At 41.9% G+C, this 21,365-nt stretch carries 21 protein-coding genes; 10 read left to right on the top strand and 11 right to left on the bottom strand.

Going from position 1 to position 21,365, the window contains the following annotated elements; all coding sequences use genetic code 11:
- The first annotated feature begins 3 nt into the window (after positions 1-3).
- Together recG and AY606_RS11595 are read left to right on the top strand one after the other, a co-directional pair.
- Positions 4-2,049 carry an ATP-dependent DNA helicase RecG gene (gene recG / locus AY606_RS11590; RefSeq protein ID WP_067868632.1) on the top strand — a complete coding sequence of 682 codons (2,046 nt, stop codon included), beginning with the start codon at positions 4-6 and terminating at the stop codon, positions 2,047-2,049.
- A gap of 215 nt (positions 2,050-2,264) precedes the next feature.
- Positions 2,265-2,897 carry a ComF family protein gene (locus AY606_RS11595; protein ID WP_067868635.1) on the top strand — a complete coding sequence of 211 codons (633 nt, stop codon included), beginning with the start codon at positions 2,265-2,267 and terminating at the stop codon, positions 2,895-2,897.
- 57 nt (positions 2,898-2,954) lie between these two features.
- Here the strand turns inward: AY606_RS11595 and AY606_RS11600 are convergent, their stop codons facing one another.
- Positions 2,955-3,362 carry an NUDIX hydrolase gene (locus AY606_RS11600; protein WP_067868638.1) on the bottom strand — a complete coding sequence of 136 codons (408 nt, stop codon included), beginning with the start codon at positions 3,360-3,362 and terminating at the stop codon, positions 2,955-2,957.
- A 2-nt stretch (positions 3,363-3,364) separates the two neighbouring features.
- The gene (locus tag AY606_RS11605) at positions 3,365-3,958 is read right to left on the bottom strand and encodes an LOG family protein (RefSeq protein WP_067868642.1); all 594 of its coding nucleotides are present in this window, start codon (positions 3,956-3,958) and stop codon (positions 3,365-3,367) included.
- A gap of 148 nt (positions 3,959-4,106) precedes the next feature.
- Between AY606_RS11605 and AY606_RS11610 the strand changes: the two genes are divergently transcribed.
- Complete coding sequence (locus AY606_RS11610; RefSeq protein WP_067868645.1) at positions 4,107-5,120, top strand: magnesium and cobalt transport protein CorA; 1,014 nt, start codon at positions 4,107-4,109, stop codon at positions 5,118-5,120.
- 199 nt (positions 5,121-5,319) lie between these two features.
- Here AY606_RS11610 and AY606_RS11615 read toward each other — a convergent pair whose 3' ends face one another.
- From AY606_RS11615 to dxs, 9 genes are all read right to left on the bottom strand, one after another.
- On the bottom strand, positions 5,320-5,610 hold the full coding sequence (locus AY606_RS11615) for an STAS domain-containing protein (protein ID WP_067868657.1): 291 nt from the start codon (positions 5,608-5,610) through the stop codon (positions 5,320-5,322).
- 15 nt (positions 5,611-5,625) lie between these two features.
- Positions 5,626-6,258 (bottom strand): MlaC/ttg2D family ABC transporter substrate-binding protein, encoded by a 633-nt coding sequence (locus AY606_RS11620; RefSeq protein WP_067868660.1) that lies wholly within the window; start codon positions 6,256-6,258, stop codon positions 5,626-5,628.
- 18 nt (positions 6,259-6,276) lie between these two features.
- Complete coding sequence (gene mlaD, locus AY606_RS11625; RefSeq protein WP_067868662.1) at positions 6,277-6,945, bottom strand: outer membrane lipid asymmetry maintenance protein MlaD; 669 nt, start codon at positions 6,943-6,945, stop codon at positions 6,277-6,279.
- Complete coding sequence (mlaE, locus tag AY606_RS11630; protein ID WP_067868664.1) at positions 6,942-7,721, bottom strand: lipid asymmetry maintenance ABC transporter permease subunit MlaE; 780 nt, start codon at positions 7,719-7,721, stop codon at positions 6,942-6,944. The genes mlaD and mlaE overlap by 4 nt, the downstream gene beginning before the upstream one ends.
- Positions 7,718-8,536, bottom strand: coding sequence for an ABC transporter ATP-binding protein (locus tag AY606_RS11635; RefSeq protein ID WP_067868666.1), 819 nt, complete (start codon positions 8,534-8,536; stop codon positions 7,718-7,720). Before AY606_RS11635 ends, mlaE begins: the two co-directional genes overlap by 4 nt.
- 161 nt (positions 8,537-8,697) lie before the next feature.
- Positions 8,698-8,856 (bottom strand): hypothetical protein, encoded by a 159-nt coding sequence (locus AY606_RS16155; protein ID WP_155858193.1) that lies wholly within the window; start codon positions 8,854-8,856, stop codon positions 8,698-8,700.
- A gap of 82 nt (positions 8,857-8,938) precedes the next feature.
- On the bottom strand, positions 8,939-10,882 hold the full coding sequence (locus AY606_RS11640) for a DEAD/DEAH box helicase (protein ID WP_067868668.1): 1,944 nt from the start codon (positions 10,880-10,882) through the stop codon (positions 8,939-8,941).
- Positions 10,883-11,426: 544 nt separating this feature from the next.
- Positions 11,427-12,257 (bottom strand): inositol monophosphatase family protein, encoded by an 831-nt coding sequence (locus tag AY606_RS11645; RefSeq protein ID WP_067868672.1) that lies wholly within the window; start codon positions 12,255-12,257, stop codon positions 11,427-11,429.
- Between the two features lie 112 nt (positions 12,258-12,369).
- On the bottom strand, positions 12,370-14,280 hold the full coding sequence (dxs, locus tag AY606_RS11650; protein ID WP_067868675.1) for a 1-deoxy-D-xylulose-5-phosphate synthase: 1,911 nt from the start codon (positions 14,278-14,280) through the stop codon (positions 12,370-12,372).
- Positions 14,281-14,592: 312 nt separating this feature from the next.
- Between dxs and ribA the strand changes: the two genes are divergently transcribed.
- The 7 genes from ribA (at position 14,593) to AY606_RS11685 (ending at position 21,304) form a co-directional block, all read left to right on the top strand.
- Positions 14,593-15,195, top strand: a complete 603-nt coding sequence (gene ribA / locus AY606_RS11655; protein WP_067868678.1) for a GTP cyclohydrolase II — start codon at positions 14,593-14,595, stop codon at positions 15,193-15,195.
- A gap of 131 nt (positions 15,196-15,326) precedes the next feature.
- Positions 15,327-16,268 (top strand): oxygen-dependent coproporphyrinogen oxidase, encoded by a 942-nt coding sequence (hemF, locus tag AY606_RS11660; RefSeq protein WP_067868680.1) that lies wholly within the window; start codon positions 15,327-15,329, stop codon positions 16,266-16,268.
- A 302-nt stretch (positions 16,269-16,570) separates the two neighbouring features.
- A complete protein-coding gene (locus AY606_RS11665) occupies positions 16,571-16,777 on the top strand; it encodes a hypothetical protein (protein ID WP_067868681.1) in 207 nt (68 codons plus the stop codon).
- Between the two features lie 143 nt (positions 16,778-16,920).
- Positions 16,921-17,709 (top strand): shikimate dehydrogenase, encoded by a 789-nt coding sequence (aroE, locus tag AY606_RS11670; RefSeq protein ID WP_067868682.1) that lies wholly within the window; start codon positions 16,921-16,923, stop codon positions 17,707-17,709.
- A 388-nt stretch (positions 17,710-18,097) separates the two neighbouring features.
- On the top strand, positions 18,098-19,921 hold the full coding sequence (locus AY606_RS11675) for an acyl-CoA dehydrogenase C-terminal domain-containing protein (protein ID WP_067868683.1): 1,824 nt from the start codon (positions 18,098-18,100) through the stop codon (positions 19,919-19,921).
- Between the two features lie 101 nt (positions 19,922-20,022).
- Positions 20,023-20,550 (top strand): DUF6932 family protein, encoded by a 528-nt coding sequence (locus tag AY606_RS11680; RefSeq protein WP_067868693.1) that lies wholly within the window; start codon positions 20,023-20,025, stop codon positions 20,548-20,550.
- Positions 20,531-21,304 (top strand): hypothetical protein, encoded by a 774-nt coding sequence (locus AY606_RS11685; RefSeq protein WP_249409247.1) that lies wholly within the window; start codon positions 20,531-20,533, stop codon positions 21,302-21,304. The genes AY606_RS11680 and AY606_RS11685 overlap by 20 nt, the downstream gene beginning before the upstream one ends.
- The last annotated feature ends 61 nt before the right edge of the window (positions 21,305-21,365 follow it).

Here is a 21,365-nt window from a genome sequence, read left to right on the forward strand (position 1 = left end):
TAAATGGCCGCTGTCCATCAATTGCAAGGGGTTGGAAACGCCTCTGCTGCTTTACTGGAAAAACTGAATATTTTCAGCACAGATGATTTACTTTTTCATCTGCCACGTGATTATGAAGATCGTAGCACGATCATCCCCATGAACCAATTGATCGTGGGGCGCAGCTATTTGCTAGAAGGCGTGGTCAAAGGTGTGGATTTTCCACCGGGTAAGCGTAAATCGATGGCGGTGCTGCTAGAAGATGATTTCGGCAAAGTCACCTTGCGTTTTTACCATATCTATAAAGCCCTGACCGATCGTGCCAAACCCGGCAATCAACTGCGCATCTTTGGTGAAGTTCGTGTCGGTGCACGTGGTTTAGAGCTTTATCATCCTGAAATTCAGCTGATTACCGAACATACGCCCTTACCCAAAACTGAATTGACCGCCATTTATCCGGCTACTGAGGGTTTAACCCAAGCCAAAATCCGTGACTATGTCAAACAGGCACTTAGGCAGCATAGTGATGACCTGCCTGAATTATTGCCGGAAAAATTCACCAATGGTTATGCGCTGAAACAGGCACTGGAATATATTCATGAGCCGCCATTAAATGCCAATATGTTGCAACTGGCACAAGGCTCACATCCTGCCCAGCAGCGTTTAATTTTTGAAGAACTGGTCGCGCACCAGATTAGTCTGCTTTCACGCCGGGCGTATATTCAGCAAATTGAAGCACCGTCTTTTTCACCGAGTAAAAATTTTGCCAAACAGTTATTGGGCAGCTTGCCCTTTAGTCTGACCGGCGCGCAAAAACGTGTCTCCAAAGAAATTGTGCAGGACTTAAAACAAAACAAACCGATGCTGCGTTTAGTTCAGGGCGATGTCGGTGCAGGTAAAACTTTGGTTGCGGGCGTTGCAGCCTGTCATGCCTTGGAAGAAGGATGGCAAGTAGCGCTGATGGCACCGACTGAAATTTTGGCTGAACAGCATTATTTGAATTTTAAAAAATGGTTTGAACCCCTTGGCTTAACTGTGTCATGGCTTTCAGGAAAACAAAAAGGTAAAGCTCGCGCAGCAGCAGAACAAGGCATCAAAGAAGGAACCGCCAATTTAGTCGTTGGCACCCACGCACTATTTCAGGAAAATGTCGGTTTCGCCAAACTCGGTTTGGTGATTATTGATGAACAGCATCGCTTCGGAGTCGATCAACGGCTGGCCTTGCGTAATAAAGGGGCCAACAATATGACACCGCATCAACTAGTCATGACGGCCACCCCGATTCCGCGCACACTGGCGATGTCTGCTTATGGTGATTTGGATACTTCGGTGATTGATGAACTTCCTCCGGGTCGTACCCCAATTCAAACCGTTACCATTCCTTTAGACCGCCGTGAAGAAGTGTTGCATCGGGTTACCACTAACTGTGCTGAAGGCAAACAGGCTTATTGGGTGTGTACCCTAGTGGAACAATCTGAAACCTTGGATGCTCAAGCGGCTGAAGCCACTTATCAGGAAATTAAAGAGCGCTTTCCACATATCAATATTGGTCTGGTACATGGCAAAATGAAAGCCGATGAAAAGCAGTTGGTGATGCAGCAATTTAAAGATAATCAACTGCAACTATTGATTGCCACGACCGTCATTGAAGTCGGGGTCGATGTACCCAATGCCTCAATTATGGTGATTGAAAATGCTGAACGCTTGGGACTTTCTCAGTTACATCAATTACGTGGACGGGTTGGACGTGGTGCCACAGCCAGTTTCTGTGCCCTGCTGTATAAAAGCCCGCTGTCACAAAATGGACAGGAACGCTTACGTATTTTGCGGGAAAGTAATGATGGTTTTGTGATTGCAGAAAAGGATCTGGAAATTCGCGGTCCGGGTGAACTGCTCGGCACCAAACAAACTGGCGATATGGGATTCCGGGTTGCCAAGCTTGAACGAGACGATCATCTGCTGAGTCAAGCGCATTATGTGGCACAGCAAATTCTCAAAGATTATCCGGAAAATGCCAAAGCTTTACTCAAACGCTGGTTGCCTGAAGCACCACGATACGCGTATGTGTAGAGAATCTACTTTAAAACAATAGATTCAATAATGAATATAAAAATAAAGGCTTTACTCAGATAGTTATGATTAATTCGACAGCATGGATGCTGTCCTGACAAGAGTCGCTATACGCTTTGCAGATTTTAAAATGAGTGATTAAATCCATTAAAAAACTCTTGAGCGTTCCTACCTACTGTGTAAAATTAACGCTAAATAAAAAGAAGAATCAAACCATGCTGCAATTCATTAATCCATTATTCCGCAAAATAATCCAAGGCATTTCATCTTGTACACTATGTGGAATTGACCGGAACCACCAACATTCACTCTGTAAAGATTGCTGGCAACAATTGCCGTGGTCTAAAAGTAAGGTTCAGCGACAGGAAATGAATATTCAGGTGGCTTGTCATTATGACTACCCGATTGATCGCATCATTCAAAAATTTAAATATGAACAACACCTGCATTTTCAAAACCTACTTGCCGGCACACTAATCGAACTTCGCCTACCCAAAATTCAAGCGATTGTCCCGATGCCGATATCAACACAACGACTACTGGAACGCGGTTATAACCAGTCTTTGGTGCTGGCTAAAATTATGGCCAAACAAATCAATGTTCCGGTCTGGCAACCTGTCAGCCGCTTACAGCAACATTCACAAAAGGGTTTAAGCCGGCTCGAACGTCTTGATAATATTGAACAACAGTTTCAGATCAACCCCACATCAAAACTTCGTTACCGCCGTGTGCTTATTTTAGATGACGTGGTGACCACAGGCAGCTCTATCTATGCATTAAAACAAAAGCTTGAAGAACTGGGTTGTCAGAAAGTTTACGCAGCGTGTATCGCAAGTGCAGAAACTTAAAAATTGCTTTCTTTTCTAAAAGACAAGTAAAAATGTAAAACTTGCTTTAGTTCGTATCTAGGAAATCGTACTTTCTATTAAAAACTGCTGCACCCACGGCATCACAATTTCTGTCGTCAATGGGGCAAGTTGGGTTTCTTTATCATCCAAATTGACCCACTTCATCTCTGCAATTTCTGCATCAATTTTCGGCGCATGATCCAAAGTTACCCTATAGACATAACTTACCAATAAATGATCAGGTTCATTAGCAGTGGCCGTTTCAAAACGCCCGACAAATTGCTCAATAGATGCCTGACAACCGATCTCTTCCTGAATTTCACGCAACATGGTGTGTTCAGGCAGTTCATTCGGTTCAAGCTTGCCACCCACCTGCATAAAACACGAGGTATTCTGCTTACGAACCACTAAAAGCTGATGCTGGTCATTTAAAATAATGGCGGCTGCCACGGTAATCACTTTCATCTTTATTTCACCAATTCTTGCTGATCAACCATTCCCCATTTCGGTTGTGGGGCCTGAAAAGTATCAAATTGCAGTAAAATATCTAAGATCGAATCTGAAGCAATAATACTGTCGGTAAAGCGTGAATGAGTAAAACCTTTTGCCGTGGTCAACTGGATAAATTTCAGCAAATCATCATAAAAACCCTCTACATTTAAAAATGCACATGGCTTTAAATGAATACCTAATTGCGCCCAAGTCCACTGCTCAAAGATTTCTTCCAGCGTTCCTGCACCACCCGGTAAAGCTATAAATGCATCGGACAGTTCCGACATCTTGGTTTTGCGTTCATGCATATTGGTAACCACATGCAACTCGGTTAAATGTGGATGTGCAAGCTCACGGTCAACCAATGCATTTGGAATTACACCGATGACTTTACCGCCCACCTGTAAAGCACTATCGGCAACAATACCCATCAAACCCGAACGACCACCGCCGTACACCAGTGTTTTCCCTTGCTTGGCAATTGCTTGACCTACTTTCTGTGCAGTGTCTAAAAAAATAGTATCTGTCCCCACCGCTGAACCACAAAAAATTGCGATTGAATTCGTCATTTTTTCACCATGTTTTGAAGATGCTATACTAATAAGTTAAATTTTCAGGAGATTTTTAATAAAAAAGTGATTCAAGCAGTGTTTTTATTCAATTCCTTGTCTAAAATACACCCATTGACTAACCTATACTGCGCAGGGAAAAGACAGCATGCTTGAAGCCTTTTACGCCACAGAGCGCGGTAGTTTGGAAGATGCCACCATTAATGGGGGCTTCGATCTTCACCCAGATTTGGTGTGGATTGATTTAATCGCCCCCTCACAAGAAGAACAACAGTGGGTCTTGGATGCCTATGACCAGAATCTCCCCACGCTAAAATCACTAGAAGACATTTCCTCATCAGCACGATTTTACCGTGATGATGACGGTATTTTACATATCAGCACCTACTTTTTAACGAAAAATAAAAACTTTCAGGTCGATGGTGAAGCAGATGACGATTCAAGTATTTTAGCCACCGTACAAACTGTCGCTTTTATTCTGCATAAACAACACCTGTTTACCTTGCGTGGTGAAAAGCTGGTTGCGTTCCGTGCCTTTCGTGCGCGTGCGCGTCGCAATGATTATGAAATTGACTATAAAGATCCTACCTGGGTATTACTGGGTCTGCTTGAAGCCAAACTGGATGAGCTTGCGGATATCCTAGAAGATGTTCACAAAGACCTGGAAAAATATTCCACCGAAGTATTGAATAACCGTCATCGTGAACAAATACTCGATTTGGATGACATGATTACCCGCTTGGCCCAATTAGAAGACATGCTTGGAAAAGCACAATTATGTTTAATCGATTTACGCCGTGTGCTGACTTTCTTGTCTCGCCCACGTGCTTTGGGCAGCCATATTTACGATGCCGATATTCGAGAATTGAGTGAAGATGTGCGCTCCCTGGTGGAACATGATGCCTTCTTATTCCAAAAGGTTCGATTCTTACTCGATACCACCTCGGGATTCATTAACACTGAACAGAATGACACGATTCGTCGATTCTCGATCTTGCCCAGTATGCTCGCGCCTCCCATGCTGGTTGCGAGTATTTATGGCATGAATACCGATGTACTGCCTTTTGCCAAAGGAACAACAAGCTTCATTATGGTCGGTATTATTTTGCTCGCTTTCTTCATTGGCCCATTGATTTATTTCCGCTGGAAAAAATGGATTTAAGCTATTCATTTTTATAGGCATTAAACTCATTTCTGCCTTTGAAAGATGGTTCAAAAGATGTATGCAAAGTAATGCTTCTCACTTGCTAGCAGAAGAGGGAGTTTTTCTTATCCTATTTGCTAAATGCCTAAACCAAAAAATCCCTCAAAATATATGACAATAAAAAAGCACCTTACGGTGCTTTTTTATATCTCAGTATTCAGGCAATCAATTGCAGATCATTTTGTAAATGACAGGCCTGAATAATTTTCAGCATTTTTTCAGGTACAGCTTTAAACTGGATGCCTTGTGCTTTCGGAGTCTGGCGCAACCAGCGCACCAATACTGCCAAAGCCAAGGTACTACCCTGCTCTAACTGGGCCAAATTCACGACTACCGGAAACTGATTTTGAGATTGAATCAGTTTTAAACCCTGCTGATAATAGCTTTCAGCATTGAGATAATCTATTTTTCCAGAAACCTGCAATTCCTGATGAATGAATTCAATCACCGAACACCTACTCAATTATTTTTTATTAACAGCTACTTCTGCATCTGGCTGGAAGTTTGCAATCGCTTTATCCAAACTGCCACCATTACGTTTTACCGTCGCAGCAAACTGATTGCGGAACTGCAAACCTAAATCAATACCCGATACATTAATATTGCGGATTTTCCATTGATTGCCTTTATCCACCAATTGGAAAGATACAGGAATTTTTTCACCTTTGTTATTAAAGTCCATTGTCACTACAGGGTTTTTACTGTTGGTCTCTTTATATGGACGAAGGCTATAAGACTGATTTGAGAACTTCGCAAATGCGCTACCGTAGTTTTCAATTAAAGTTTCACGGAAGTTACGCTCAAACTGAGCACGCTGAGCAGCAGTACTATATTGATTGGTCGCATATGTCCCCATCACAATACGGGTAAATGCTTGTGAATCAATATAAGGGTCAAGATTTTGACGTACAATCATTTTCACTGCAGCTGGATTATTTTGCAATTTAGCTTGATCCGCTTTCAAGCGTGAAATCAGACCATCTGCAACTTTTTTAACAAAAGTAGGTGGAGCTTCCGCCGGTACTGCAAATGCAGTAGTCGCCATCATTGTTGATAAAATACTAGCCGTAAGTACATGTTTAACTAAAGTATTCATTAAAACTTCCTCTCCAAATTATTCAACAAAGGATGCTTCTGCATCTGCCGATTCACCTGATATTTTTGCATCTGTCGCTTTTTCTGATGATTTACTCGCACCACCAGTAATAAACTTACTAATCAAATCTTCAAGGTCCATGGTGCCTTGTGTATTGACAATACTTTCACCACGTTTCACGTAGTTCAAACCACCGCCCGGAACCACTTTCAAATATTTTTCACCCAACAAACCATTGGTTGCGACCATAATATAAGCATCTTCATCAATACTGGTGATGGAGCTCATGTTATCAACAAGTTGTTTTTCCATTTCTTTTTGTTGTGCAGGCGTTGCTTCAGTATATTCAGTGCTATAGCGCAGTTCTTCTAAAGCATTGGCTTTAACCGTTTTAAGCTGCTCTTTATTGAATGAAGTCAGCTTACCATCCAGCTCAAAATGAACGGTCGCTAAGCGTGATACAGGATCAAGAGTAATATCCGTGACACGACCAATCGTTACCCCACTCATGGTGACTTTAGCACGCGGCTTTAAACCATTTACGTTGTCAAATTGTGCAGTCATGTCATAAGCATCACGTAAATTGGTGCCAGACAATCCACTCACTTTCATGGCCAAGAAAAATAACGCCAAACCGAAAATAATGACAAAAATACCGACGGTCAGCTCACTTGTACGTGATTTCATTGAACCCCTCCAAACATGACCGCAGTCAACACGAAATCAAAACCTAATACACACAATGACGAATAAACCACTGTACGGGTTGTAGATGTTGCAATCCCTTCAGATGTCGGCTCACAGGCATAACCTTGATACACCGCAATCCAGGTACAAATCAGGGCAAAAACAATACTTTTGATAATACCATTGACCACATCATGCCCAAATTGGACGGAACTTTGCATACCGCTCCAATAAGAACCTTCATCAACACCCAGAAAGTCTACCCCGACCATTTTACCACCCAAGATACCAATGGCTGCAAAAATCACGGTCAACATCGGTAAACTGACAACACCTGCCCACAAACGTGGTGAAACAATACGTTTTAGTGGATCAACGCCAATCATTTCCATGCTGGAAAGTTGCTCTGTGGCTTTCATTAGGCCAATTTCAGCAGTCAGTGCTGAACCGGCGCGCCCAGCAAACAACAAGGCTGCAACGACTGGTGCAAGTTCACGTAATAAAGTCAGCGACACCATAGTTCCAAGCATTGCTTCAGAACCGACATTCACCAAAATGGAATAGCCTTGCAAACCTAGCACCAAGCCAATAAACAGACCAGACACACCAATGATCAATAAAGACATGACCCCAATACGGTGCATTTGATAAATAAACAAGCTTACGCCCAGTTTAGTCGGCATGGAAAATAAAATTTGCAGCAACATCACCGTTGCCACACCAATACCACGTACACGTTCAATAACGCGTCTACCTAATAAGGCAATGGCATTCATGAACGTACCTCATCACTTAAATAAGCTTGATGGCTAAATTGATAATCGACCGGACCGTCTATTGAACCGGTGAGAAATTGACGTACAAAAGGTGAAGCATGTTCTCTGAGTTCAGCAGGCGTGCCTTCCCCCTGAATCTTGCCTTCAGCCACCACATAAATATAGTCAGCAATCGACAACGTCTCTGCCACATCATGCGAGACAATAATGGTGGTTAAGTCCAGAGCTTCACGTAGCGAACGGATTAAACGGCTCAAAACCCCCATCACAATCGGATCTTGGCCCGCGAATGGCTCATCATACATAATCAGTTCTGGATCAAGCGCAATAGCACGTGCCAGTGCGACACGACGGTTCATCCCACCCGACAGCTCGGACGGCATCAGCTGTTCTGCACCGCGCAAACCCACAGACTCTAATTTTAATGCCACAATTTCAGCGATTAGATGTTCAGGCAACTTGGTATGGGCCCGAAGTGGAAATGCCACATTTTCATAAGTGGTCATATCGGTAAATAGCGCCCCGCTTTGGAACAGCATTCCCATACGCGCCCGTGCAGCAAACAGGTCAGACCGCGACATTGTGGCAATATCTTTTCCATCGAGTAGAACTTGGCCTTGGTCTGGAACCAGCTGCCCACCAATCAGACGCAGCAAGGTAGTTTTACCTGTACCTGAAGGTCCCATAATGGCAGTGATTTGACCCCGACGAATCGTTAGACTGATATTGTCATAAATGATACGTTCCCCTCGTTTAAAGCTCAGATTTTTAATCTCAATCAAAGAATGAGATTGAGAGGGTATTCGCTTATTCATAGCTGAGCGTTTTCCTACATTTTTTCAGCATGCATACTATAAAGGATTAAAGCTTAAAATGTCACTTTTAGATAAAAGGCGATGAATCCAGTGAAGTTTCTAATGAATTTAATTGTAATTTTATTTCTTATAAAAAACAGGTATAAAAACAGGACGCTGTGTTACAGAAACACGTTATAGAGATAGTAGCCAATATTACCTAACAACAAGGCCAAACCAATATAAGGCATAATCACCTCTTGATTAAAATTTTGAATATGATGCACAGATTCATTGTTCATATTTAACGATTTTAAAACAAAACATGATTGAGTATACATTTTTATCTTATAAGATCAAATATTAATCCATAAAAAAACCGGTGTTTCCACCGGTTTTTTCTATCTAAATCTAACGAATAAATTAGTCGTTAAATTTACGACGCGGACGTTCTTCGCCACCAAAAGCTGGACGTTCAGTACGTGGTTTGTCATCAAAGCTACGACGTGGACGATCTTCGCCACCGAAAGTACGCTTAGGACGATCATCGCTGAAAGAACGTTGTGGACGATCACCAAAACCGCCTTCACGACGTGGAGCCGGACGATCACCGTAGTCACGACGTGGAGCTGGACGATCACCTTCACGACGTGGAGCTGGACGATCACCTTCACGAGCTGGTTTGTAATCTACACGATTACCACGGTTGTCATCAGCCGAACGTGGTTTGTCACCAAACGAACGTTGCGGACGATCACCGAAACCGCCTTCGCGACGTGGCGCTGGACGATCATCGAAAGAACGTTGTGGACGATCACCAAAACCGCCTTCACGACGTGGAGCTGGACGATCACCAAAATCACGTTTTGGACGGTCATCGAAAGAACGTTGTGGACGATCACCAAAACCGCCTTCACGACGTGGAGCTGGACGATCACCGAAATCACGCTTAGGACGATCATCGCCATAAGAAGGACGTTCGCCACGTGGTTTGTCATCAAAACTACGTTGTGGACGATCGCCACGTGGTTTGTCATCGAAGCTACGTTGTGGACGATCACCGCCACGACCGCCATCACGACCACCGCTGAAACCGCCACCGCTACGACCGCCGCCATCACGACCACGACCACCGCCGAAACCGCCACGACCGCCATCACGACCACGACCAGCGCCATCACGAGCACCGCGTGCAGGAGGTGGAGATGGCTCAAGACCTTCAATTTCAGACACGTTTAAACGTGCATCTAGGAAGTCTTCAAGCGCACGGATCTTACCGCGTTCACGGTAAGTCGCCAGAGTAATTGCATTACCTGTACGACCGGCACGACCTGTACGACCGATACGGTGTACATAGTCTTCGTTTTTCATCGGTAAACCGAAGTTGATTACGTGTGAAATTGTTGGTACATCAAGACCACGCGCCGCTACGTCTGTAGCAACAAGGATTTTTGCACGACCTTCACGGATACTACGTAAACGACGGTTACGAACAGTCTGTGGCATAGCACCGTGAAGTGCTACAACTGATAGACCTGCTTCAGCAAGTTCTTCAGCCAACATGTCTGTATCTTCTTGAGTTGATGCAAACACAACTGCTTGATCTACTGATTCATCAGATAACCAGTGAGTAAGCAATTTTTTCTTGTGTTCAAAGCCATCAGTCCAATGCAATGTTTGGGTGATGTCTGTATTTGTAGAGTGACCAGTTTCGATCGCAATACGCAGCGGATCATTCATCATGCGTTCAGCAAGCGTAACGATACGCGGTGCAAAAGTCGCAGAGAACATCAATGTTTGTTTACGGTTAGCTGCCAATTCACCAATTGCTTCTAGGTCTTCAGAGAAGCCCAAGTCAAGCATACGGTCAGCTTCGTCGACGATTAATGCATCAACCATGTCAAGTTTAAGTTGACGACGGTTTACAAGATCAAGTAAACGACCTGGAGTCGCAACTACAACTTGTGCACCTTTTAATTGTTGAATTTGTTTACCGAAAGGCATACCACCCATGATCGCAGCAACACGAACACCTTTCATATGACGAACCAATGCAATCGCATCTTGACATACTTGTTGTGCTAATTCACGAGTAGGAGAAATCACTAGGATATTCGGTTGAGTTACCGCTTTCATGCGGTCTTTAAATGAGATAAGCGAATCTTCATTTGCTAAAGCATTTAAAGTAGGTAGTAAGAATGCAGCAGTTTTACCAGAACCAGTTTGGCTTGATACAAGAAGGTCTTTACCTTCAAGTGCAGCTGGAATTGCTTGTTCTTGTACAGGAGTTGGCGTAGTAAAGCCTAAACCTTCGATCGCTTGGATTAAAGACGCATCGAGGGAAAAATCAGCAAAAGTTTTGCTCATAGAGAGTGTTCACCCTGAAGTGGGTGCTCCATTAAATAAATTACAATATGGACATCGGCAAAAAGCGGCACAGCAAATAGAGCTGAAAAATTAGGATTCAGCAGCGATCCGAATAACGTCGATGTGGATATAACGCACGTATATGATTACGGCCGCAAACCTGAAGGGAATCGCTTAAGCGATTGGGGCGCGAAGGATATGTCCTCTCTATGGACAGAACGCGCATACAATGATTAGAAGATAATGTTCAGGTAAAGAACGGAAATTTAAGTGCGTGGCGGCATAATAACAGAATAATTTTAAAAAGTAATCATTTTTTTCGATTGAATTATGAATTGATACTGTTTTTTTCAGTAACAGCCTATTTTACAACTTAATTTTGTTTATTTTTTCAGCGAAATTTTTAATTAGCGGCATCTTTCGTCAAAAAATCACGTTAAAAGTGATTAAAACTCACATTAAAGATGAAGATCAAATTTCTCTGGCAATAAAAAAGCCCTCACATGGAGAGCTTTTTTTGTCATATCACTCGATTAAATCGGTCTTACTTTGCGGCTTCACCCCAAGCTGGAACGACAGCTTGCATTAAAGGTTTTAGCATTTTCATAGAGCAAGCAATGACTTGACCATTGTCCATAGAATCGGGACCACCACGTGCATCCACTACAGTACCACCGGCTTCTTTTACCAGTAACTCGCCTACAGCGATATCCCAAGGTTTCAAACCAAGTTCGAAGTAACCATCAAGACGACCTGCAGCAACATACGCCAAATCTAACGCAGCAGAACCTGAACGACGGAATTGTGCACCCGCTTCAGTCACGTTTAATAATGAATCAAAATGGTTTTTCGCATAAGACACCACTTCACCGTTACGTTTATTACGGTAAGCATGGCCTACAGCCAAGAATGTCTTGTCTAGACTGTCTTTAATATTTACGCGAATACGACGTTGATTCATCATGGCACCGCGGCCACGACTTGCAGAGAAAAGCTCGTCTTTCACAGGGTCATAAATAACACCGTGTTGAGTTACGCCTTTATGTTGAACTGCAATTGAGATACAGAAATGTGGAAAACCGTTAATGAAGTTTAAAGTACCGTCCAAAGGATCGATCACCCAACACCAATCGGCGTCGTGACCAGTACCTTCTTGCATACCAAACTCTTCACCAAGGAAGCTGTGGTTTTTATAGCTTTTACGTAGAGTATCGATCGTCAACTGTTCCAAATAACGATCTACACGCGTTACCGGACCATCAATCCCTTTTTCTTCGACTTGTAGATCGAGTTTATGACGATTTTGATGCGCTTTTAAAAGCTCTTGACCAACTAATTGAGCCGCACGCGCAGCCATAACCACCATAGGTTCCATTGAACACCCACTACAAATTTAAGAAACTGATAAAGAATAATGCCTAAAAGCCCGAATATTTTAGCAAATATGCGGGCTTTTAGGGGAAAAATGTTTTTTAAAATTTATTTCATCATGATGAAATGGTTTGTCCAAGCTTTAGCCAAGCCAATTCAATCGACTTTTCAATGCCTTTGGGATCAAGCCCAGCCTGTTGCAACATTTGTGTATGTGAAGCCTGGTGCATAAAAATATCAGGTAAACCTAAATTTAAAGTCGGTTTAACAATTTGTGCTTGAGCCAAATACTCATTTACCGCACTTCCTGCGCCTGCCATAACCGCATGTTCTTCAACCGTCACAAACAAGCTGGTGGTTGCCGCAAGTTGCTCAATGATCTGTTCATCTAACGGTTTCACAAAGCGCATGTTGACCACACGTACACCAACCTCATGTGCTTCTGCCAATGCTTGTGCTGCTTCCATCGCAACCGTGACTCGGCTACCAAAAGCCAAAATACTAATCTGTTCATCTTGCTGTTCATTAAAACTGGCTACAACTTCAGCTTTACCAATCTCTAAAGCAGTCAATTGGGATTCAATTTTAACACCGACGCCATTACCGCGTGGATAACGCACCGCCGCAGGACCATTATATTGATACGCCGTATGGAGCATCTGGCGACATTCATTTTCGTCTTTAGGCGCCATAATCACCATATTCGGCACGGTACGCATAAAGGCATAATCGTAAGCACCGGCATGGGTTGGCCCATCTTCACCGACCAAGCCGGCACGGTCAATCCCAAAAGTCACATCTAAATTTTGCAAGGCAACATCGTGAATCAGTTGATCATAACCACGTTGCAAGAAGGTCGAATAAATCGCCACTACAGGTTTTAAACCTTCACATGCCATACCGGCAGCCAAAGTCACTGCATGTTGTTCGGCAATCGCGACATCGAAAAAGCGCTCGGGAAATTGCTTAGCGAACTGCACCATGCCGGAACCTTCACACATCGCCGGTGTAATCGCGAGTAAGCGGTTATCTTGTGCTGCTTCATCACACAGCCACTGCCCAAATACATCCGAATATTTAGGTGCAGTATTTACTACAGGGGCTGAATTTATTTTACTAATTGCGTGGTATTTAATCTGATCTGCTTCAGCAGGTACAAAGCCTTTACCTTTTTTGGTATAGACATGAATTAAACGCGGACCTTTGCGTTTTTTTAATGCATCAAAGACTTGGACCAAATGATTGACATCATGACCGTCAAAAGGACCAAAGTAGTCAAACCCAATGGCTTTAAATAAGTTATCTGCTGCATCCGTTGCTGCACTGTGTAAACGCGAATTGTAATTCCATTCAGGATGAGGCTGTACATAAGCCTCCCCTGTTTCTGAAATATTCACCGATTGGCCACTTCCCCAGATGGCAGCCAAGTGCTTGGCAAAACCACCGGTACTGCATGAAATCGACATATCGTTGTCGTTTAGTACCACGATTAAATCAGCATTGTGTGCTACCGCATCATTCATGGCTTCAAAAGCCATACCGGCTGTCATCGCGCCATCGCCAATGATCGACACCACCTCACACGGATTTTTCTGGTAACGGCGTGCCAGTGACATGCCTAAACCCGCAGATATTGCGGTAGAAGAATGTCCCACACCAAAAGTATCAAAAACCGACTCTTCACGAGTTGGAAAAGCTGCCAAGCCATCTTTGGAACGAATGGTAGTCAATTGCTCACGGCGACCGGTTAAGGCTTTATGCGGATAAGCCTGATGCCCGACATCCCAAATTAAACGGTCATGCGGGGTATTAAAACAATAATGCAAAGCCACGGTCAGTTCGATCACGCCCAGATTGGCACCAAAATGCCCACCACTTTGTCCTGCTGCATACAAAATGTACTGACGTAACTCATCCGCCACTTTTTCTAATTGGCTGCGCTCGAGTAATCGTAATTGTTGTGGATGATCAATGGTATCCAGCAACGGTGTTACAGGGCGGTGAGTCGGTATTTCTGTATACAACATAAATGGCAAAGCCTTCTAAAGCCTGGCAAATCCTAAGCTAGGTAAATGGGTTATTCGAGACAAGCAAGTACCGAATTGTATCACCTTTAAATCAGCCACATTTCTAGCGATGCAGTTTAGAGCAAGTTCTCTACACTGGGTGTTTGTTCATGAGCGAGATTATCCTGAATAATCTTACTATTTATCAACTATTATCGTTCGCTTTATACAAAAAAGAAAATCTTCTGCATAATTTCAGCATAGCAATTCTACCAATGTCCAAGCATTACGCTATACTTCAGCTAATTAATGAACTATTTGACGGGTTAAGCAGTGCCGATAGAATTTGTCGCAACTTCAAGATTACCAACCGCTTTTGGTGAATTTAAAATCACTGTATTTCAAGATCCTCAAACCGGTGAAGAACATGTCGCACTTTCTAAAGGTCTAGAGACAGCACCGACTGATCCGGTGGTGGTTCGCATTCACTCTGAATGTTTAACCGGTGATGCCTTTGCCTCACTGAAATGTGACTGTGGACCGCAACTCCAGGCAACACTCAAGTTGATTAACGAAGTGGGTCAGGGGGTGATTTTATACTTACGCCAAGAAGGTCGTGGTATTGGGCTGACCAATAAAATTCGCGCCTATGCCCTGCAAGATCAGGGACATGATACCGTGGATGCCAATCTGATGTTGAATTTGCCTGCAGATGCACGACGTTATGACATGTGCACGATCATGCTTGAGCATTTAAAGGTGAAACAGGTCAAATTGGTGACCAATAATCCTTCAAAAATTGCCGCATTAGAAGAACTGGGTATTGATGTGGTTGATCGTGTCCCCCTCACCGTGGGCTTAAATCCGTTCAATGCAGAATACCTAAAAACCAAACACGAACGTATGGCGCACATGTATAAAAAAGGTGACTTCTAATTCACTTTATAAAGCTTTATAAATCACAGTAATCAGGGATTTTTTACAAGATGTTAAAAAATCCCTTACTTTTTTTATGACTTTATGTTTTGATGTATTTAGTCCTTAAAATTAGGCAATAGAGGTCATCTATGCAGAACCCAACTTCAGCTGATATTCAACGCGTTCGCGAATTTCTCCTCGACCTTCAAGCCCGTATTTGTGCAGGTTTGGAACAACGAGAATTAGAGAGTGGCGGCACTGCTCATTTTGAGATTGATGATTGGGAACGCCCGGAAGGCGGTGGCGGTCGTTCACGTGTTTTGCAAAATGGCACCGTGATTGAAAAAGGTGGTGTGATGTTTTCTCACATCAATATTTCAAAATTACCGGCTTCGGCAACAGAACGTCATCCACAAATTGCCGGAGCAAAAGCACAAGCATTAGGTGTATCTTTGGTGATTCATCCTAAGAACCCGAATGTTCCAACTTCTCATGCCAACGTGCGTTTGTTTGTGGCAGAGCCTGAAGGACAAGATCCTGTATGGTGGTTTGGTGGCGGTTTTGATCTAACCCCTTTCTATCCAGATGATCAGGACGTATTGGACTGGCACCAAAAAGCCCATGATCTGTGTGCGCCATTTGGTGATACGGTTTATCCCGAACACAAAAAGTGGTGTGATGACTACTTCTATTTAAAACATCGTGATGAACAACGCGGTGTAGGCGGATTATTCTTTGATGATTTAAATCAGTGGGATTTCGAAACCTGTTTTAAATACATTCAGGCCGTCGGCAATGGTTACCTAGAAGCAATCTTGCCAATTTTCCAGCGTCATCAAAATCAACCCTATACCAAAGCGCAACGCGATTTCCAGCTCTACCGTCGTGGCCGCTATGTGGAATATAATCTAGTTTATGACCGTGGCACCTTATTTGGTCTGCAAACCGGTGGTCGGATTGAATCAATTTTAGTCAGTATGCCCCCGCTTGCCGCTTGGTCATATCGTCCGGAATGGGAACAAGATTCTGCGGAAAAACGCTTAACGGACTATTATTTAAAACCGCAAGATTGGTTGACTGAACTGCAATAATTAATAATACATTTAAAACATTCAATCCCTTTTTCCATTTCTGGACAAAGGGATTTATTTATCTGCATCATTTTTTTAAATTGAAAATTCAAAAACTTATAAGAATAAAACTTTAAATCAATACTTTTATGGCATACAAGATTCATCATATTTCATTCATAATAATTCTACTGACATATTTTCTTACAGCACAACACTCTATAGAATTTATAAAATCGTTTAGACTTATCAATTCAATATACTATTCACACATATTTTAAAAGCACATATCAACTAAAAAAGCGTGCTTTAGGTAACCAACAATGTTAGATAAAATTTTAAATCATAAGGTGGTTTTATTTTGGTCCATTTTCACCCTGATCATAGCTTCCATCATTACTACCTTATCATCCGAAAGCACGCTTTCCGATAGTTTATCGATTACATTTACTATATTTGCAGGATTTGCCTTGTTTTTTACCGCAGCAATGTGGCTAGAAGACTTGGTTCGTGAAATCTGTAATCCTTAAGATTGTTTCAATCCTCTCTAGTTTTTTCCGTTTCCCTTTTACTTTTATAGACCTTTAACTTTTATTTTCTCCCTTCTTCTGACTTTAGCCTGATCGAAAAATCACGTATATTGAATGCCATTTCCGCACATGGATCTTGTGAAATGAGCAAACAATTCGCGGTGATTGGCCATCCAATCGAACAGTCACGCTCGCCAGAACTTCATCATGCTTTTGCCAAAAAATCAGGCATTGATCTAAATTACAGCAAACGTCTTGCCCCTCTTGATGGTTTTGAAGCCAATATAAAAGAATTCTTTGCCCAGGGAGGCATAGGCCTGAACGTGACCGTGCCTTTTAAGGAACAGGCCTTTGCTCAATGTCAGGTTTTAACAGAACGGGCCAAAATTGCCAAAGCGGTAAATACCTTGTGGATGCAAGATGGCAAGCTGCATGGTGACAATACCGATGGTCAAGGCTTGGTCGATGCGATTAAAGCGCTAGACTGGAACCTGGAAAATACGGATCTTTTAATTATTGGTGCCGGTGGAGCAACCCGTGGTGTGGTCTACCCTTTGGTTCAGGCGGGGGTGAAAAAAATCGTGATTGCCAATCGTACCCTGGCCCGTGCCGAGCAACTGGTTGCCGATTTAAAAGATGCAGTTCCGCAAGCCACACTGGCTCCAATTTCTTTAAATGATGTGACTGGTGAGTTCGATCTTGTGATTAATGCCACCTCTGCCAGCCTAAGTGGTGATCCTCTGGTTTTACCTGAATCTTTACAGTTTAAACATGCTTATGAAATGGCCTATGGCAAACCTTCGAGCTTTTTAGATCAAGCCAGGGCGCGCGGTATTCCCACTTCAGAAGGTTATGGCATGTTGGTCGGTCAAGCGATTGAATCTTTCTCGATCTGGAATGGCGTGAAGCCAGCACTGAAAGATTTTCTTTAGCCAGATGAAATAAAGCAATCGAAAAGAAGTAAACCCTTGCTTCTTTTCAATATTACCCACAAAATATATTTTTGAATTGGATTTTATGACATTATGTTTTATTAAATGTAGTTCATGAGAATTATTCAAATATTCACCTATCCAAAACTCACTATAGGCAATAACTGTCTAATTTAATTATTATTTAAAACATCTATTTACATGAAATACATTAAGAAAGTGAACCAAACAATATAATCAGTTACATTAATAGTTAAATTTATCTACTTACAATTCGCCTTTCTGACATTTTTCCCAGGCTACACCATCAATGTATTTTGATGAACAATGTGAATAATCAAACTATCGATTCGTAATCCAAAACTATTTCTAAATTAGGATTAACACTATGCCAGCTTATAAAGCCCCTTTACACGACATTCGCTTTTTAATGAATGAAGTTTTTGATTACCCAGAACATTATAAAACTTTATCGAATGGCGAAGCTGCCGACCCTGATACCGTAGACATGATTCTAGAAGGTGCAGCAGATTTTTGTGAAAACATTCTCTCTCCTATAAATCAGTCGGGTGATGAGGAAGGCTGTCATTTTGAAAATGGCGAAGTCAGAACACCAAAAGGCTTTAAAGAAGCCTATGACCAATTTGTGCAAGGTGGCTGGCAAGGTCTGTCTTATCCGGAAGAGTATGGTGGTCAAGGCTTGCCGATGTCGCTTAACCTGATCAAATCTGAAATGATGGGTACGGCGAACTGGTCATTTACCATGTATCCGGGTTTGAGTATGGGCTGTATGAATACCATCATGCAGTTCGGAACTGAAGAACAAAAAAATATCTATATGCCGCATTTAACTGCGGGAACCTGGTCGGGCACCATGTGTTTGACTGAACCACAATGCGGTACAGATTTGGGACAAGTCAAAACCAAAGCTGAACCGCAAGCGGATGGTACCTATAAAATTACCGGGACAAAAATCTTCATCTCTGCAGGTGAACATGACCTGACTGAAAACATTGTCCATATTGTACTGGCTCGCCTTCCTGATGCGCCTGCAGGTACGCGTGGTATTTCGCTGTTTATCGTGCCTAAATTTACCCCGAATGCTGAGGGTGGCATAGGTGAACGTAACCCTGTGAACTGTGGTTCAATTGAACACAAAATGGGAATTCGCGCTTCTGCAACAGCGGTTTTAAATTTTGATGCTGCAACAGGTTACCTGATTGGTGAACAGCACAAAGGTTTGCATGCGATGTTTACCTTCATGAACACTGCACGTATTGGTACAGCAGTTCAAGGTATTGCCCATGCAGAATTGTCTTTCCAGGGTGCATTGCCCTATGCCAAAGAACGTATGTCTATGCGTGCGCTATCAGGCAAGAAAGACCCTGAGCAAGTGGCAGATGCGATTATTCACCATGCTGACGTGCGCCGTATGCTGCTGACGCAAAAAGCCATTGCGGAAGGTGGTCGTGCCATGATTTATCATGCTGCACAGCTTGCTGACAAAATGACCGATGCGCTGACTCAAGGCGACCAAGCGAAGTTTGAAGAATATGATGACAAACTTGGTTTCTATACCCCTATCTTGAAAGGTTTCTTGACTGAATTGGGTCTGGAAGCGGCTAATCACGGTATGCAAGTGTTTGGTGGTCATGGTTATATTAAAGAACATGGCATGGAACAAATTGCACGTGATGCACGTATTGCGACCTTATATGAAGGTACAACCGGTGTTCAGGCACTTGACCTGATTGGTCGTAAAGTTTTGCTGTCTTCTAAAGGCAAAGTGGTTCGTGACTACACTGCTGAAATCTTACGTTTCTGTGGTCGTCATGCACGCAACAAATACATGCGCCGTTTTGCATGGGACTTAACCAAGATTTGTGCACAATGGAATGCGTTAACTGTACGCATCATGCTTGCAGCACGTAAAGACCGCGATATCGTCTCTTCAGCATCTACAGATTTCTTGATGTTCTCTGGCTATGCAATGATGGCTTACTACTGGGCACAACAAGCTGCAGTCGCTTCTGAGAAACTAGAATCGGGGAACGGCGCAGAAACCCCTGAATTCTATAAAGCCAAAATCAAAGTGGCCGATTTCTATTTCGAGCGTATATTGCCGCGTACTCAGGGTCATGCCGAAGCCATGGTGAATCCATCGAAAACCATGATTTCTTTAGCCCCTGAACATTTCAGCTTTGACTACTAAGTTGTAAATTTTAACTCAAAATAAAAGAGCGCTTCGGCGCTCTTTTTATTGTTCTATAAATGTGCTAATAATTATTAAATTAAATATTTAATTTATAAAAGATGAACGGTATCCAAAAAATAGAGTTCATAGAAACTGATCCAGAAAGATTTATTGGAGACAAATATATTTATCCAACTTTATTAGAGCCTGGATTACACCGTATTGAGCTTGATGCTCTTGAAAGTAAAATTCTGTTTCCATTCGAAGATAAAAGAACACGCACTTATCTCTGTAATCGCTTCAGAGAGTTAGTTAATGAATTAAAACAGTATTCAATTGACTTAATTATTTGGATTGATGGATCATGCTGTTCTTTAAAACCGCACCCAAGCGACTTAGATTTAGTAATTTTTTTAGATAAAAAACAAGTCAATTCTTTACCTCAAAAAATAAAAACTAAACTCTTAGATTTTTTAAATAATCGTGATTTAATTCGAGCAAGATATGGATGTGATTTATTTTTCAGAGATAAAGATGATGAGAAAGAACATTTCTATTGGCAGGGACTTTTTAGTCTAAATCAGTTAAAAGAGGCTAAAGGCTTTCTACAACTTAGGATCTTTGCAAATGCAAATTCACACTCTTAATGAAAAATTAAATGAAGCTGAAAGCATTCTTCTTGTAAAGAAACAAAATTTAGATGAATCCGATGATTTTGAAAAAGCTAGCTTAGTTTCTTTTGAAAATCATGTAAAAGATTTAAGAAACCAATTATATCAATTGCAATTAAAACGCGAGAAAGAAATTCTTGAAGTACGTTTTATTGGTGAAAAAGCCCATAATGGATCTCTTCCTCTAATGCTACATGCAATACTGTCTAAAGGATTAGCAGAGAGTCTTATTACAATTTCTACAAAGGTTCGAAAACCACAAAAGTATGCAGAATATATTAACCAAACCGAATTAGATTTAAGGCTGGCAAATATTGTTTCAGGCTCTACAAAATTCGTGATCAGTCTTGAAATTCAACCTGATTTATTTGGGTGGAGTTTATCTCAAAATACACTAAGCAATTGGTTTGAATTCTTTTTATCTTTAGAAGACCCTAAATCTAATAATGAAGTATTTTCCGTAATGGGAAATAAAGGTATTTTAAGTATTAAATCCATGTTAATAGCTTTAAGAAGTAATCACCTAGATTTCGAATTATGTTGGGATTCACATCAAGAAAAAAAATATTATTGGATGGGAAATTCTACAAAAATTGAAAATGCAATTAACTTTTTAAATGATCTGGATATTGAACCACCTTTAGAATGTGAAATATCAGGTATTGTTCAAAATCTCGACCGTTCAGGAAAAATTATATTAGTTGATGAAGATAAAAAACTTACCGAGTGAGATTAGAAAAATCTGTTTTAGTCGAAATAGAAAAGCTACGGATTAATCAATTCATAGCTTT

Origin of the sequence: Acinetobacter sp. SFB (assembly GCF_001647545.1) — a bacterium.
Taxonomy (GTDB): Bacteria; Pseudomonadota; Gammaproteobacteria; order Pseudomonadales; family Moraxellaceae; genus Acinetobacter.

Excerpts from the sequence above, each read along its gene's own strand:
- AY606_RS11605 (WP_067868642.1), bottom strand. The coding sequence starts at position 3,958 with ATGACGAATTCAATCGCAATTTTTTGTGGTTCAGCGGTGGGGACAGAT.
- AY606_RS11620 (WP_067868660.1), bottom strand. The coding sequence starts at position 6,258 with ATGAATACTTTAGTTAAACATGTACTTACGGCTAGTATTTTATCAACA.
- aroE (WP_067868682.1), top strand. The coding sequence starts at position 16,921 with ATGAGCAAACAATTCGCGGTGATTGGCCATCCAATCGAACAGTCACGC.
- mlaE (WP_067868664.1), bottom strand. The coding sequence starts at position 7,721 with ATGAATGCCATTGCCTTATTAGGTAGACGCGTTATTGAACGTGTACGT.
- dxs (WP_067868675.1), bottom strand. The coding sequence starts at position 14,280 with ATGTTGTATACAGAAATACCGACTCACCGCCCTGTAACACCGTTGCTG.
- AY606_RS11610 (WP_067868645.1), top strand. The coding sequence starts at position 4,107 with ATGCTTGAAGCCTTTTACGCCACAGAGCGCGGTAGTTTGGAAGATGCC.
- AY606_RS11635 (WP_067868666.1), bottom strand. The coding sequence starts at position 8,536 with ATGAATAAGCGAATACCCTCTCAATCTCATTCTTTGATTGAGATTAAA.
- mlaD (WP_067868662.1), bottom strand. The coding sequence starts at position 6,945 with ATGAAATCACGTACAAGTGAGCTGACCGTCGGTATTTTTGTCATTATT.
- AY606_RS11685 (WP_249409247.1), top strand. The coding sequence starts at position 20,531 with ATGCAAATTCACACTCTTAATGAAAAATTAAATGAAGCTGAAAGCATT.
- hemF (WP_067868680.1), top strand. The coding sequence starts at position 15,327 with ATGCAGAACCCAACTTCAGCTGATATTCAACGCGTTCGCGAATTTCTC.
- AY606_RS11665 (WP_067868681.1), top strand. The coding sequence starts at position 16,571 with ATGTTAGATAAAATTTTAAATCATAAGGTGGTTTTATTTTGGTCCATT.
- AY606_RS16155 (WP_155858193.1), bottom strand. The coding sequence starts at position 8,856 with ATGTATACTCAATCATGTTTTGTTTTAAAATCGTTAAATATGAACAAT.
- AY606_RS11645 (WP_067868672.1), bottom strand. The coding sequence starts at position 12,257 with ATGGAACCTATGGTGGTTATGGCTGCGCGTGCGGCTCAATTAGTTGGT.
- AY606_RS11595 (WP_067868635.1), top strand. The coding sequence starts at position 2,265 with ATGCTGCAATTCATTAATCCATTATTCCGCAAAATAATCCAAGGCATT.
- AY606_RS11600 (WP_067868638.1), bottom strand. The coding sequence starts at position 3,362 with ATGAAAGTGATTACCGTGGCAGCCGCCATTATTTTAAATGACCAGCAT.
- AY606_RS11675 (WP_067868683.1), top strand. The coding sequence starts at position 18,098 with ATGCCAGCTTATAAAGCCCCTTTACACGACATTCGCTTTTTAATGAAT.
- recG (WP_067868632.1), top strand. The coding sequence starts at position 4 with ATGGCCGCTGTCCATCAATTGCAAGGGGTTGGAAACGCCTCTGCTGCT.
- AY606_RS11640 (WP_067868668.1), bottom strand. The coding sequence starts at position 10,882 with ATGAGCAAAACTTTTGCTGATTTTTCCCTCGATGCGTCTTTAATCCAA.
- AY606_RS11680 (WP_067868693.1), top strand. The coding sequence starts at position 20,023 with ATGAACGGTATCCAAAAAATAGAGTTCATAGAAACTGATCCAGAAAGA.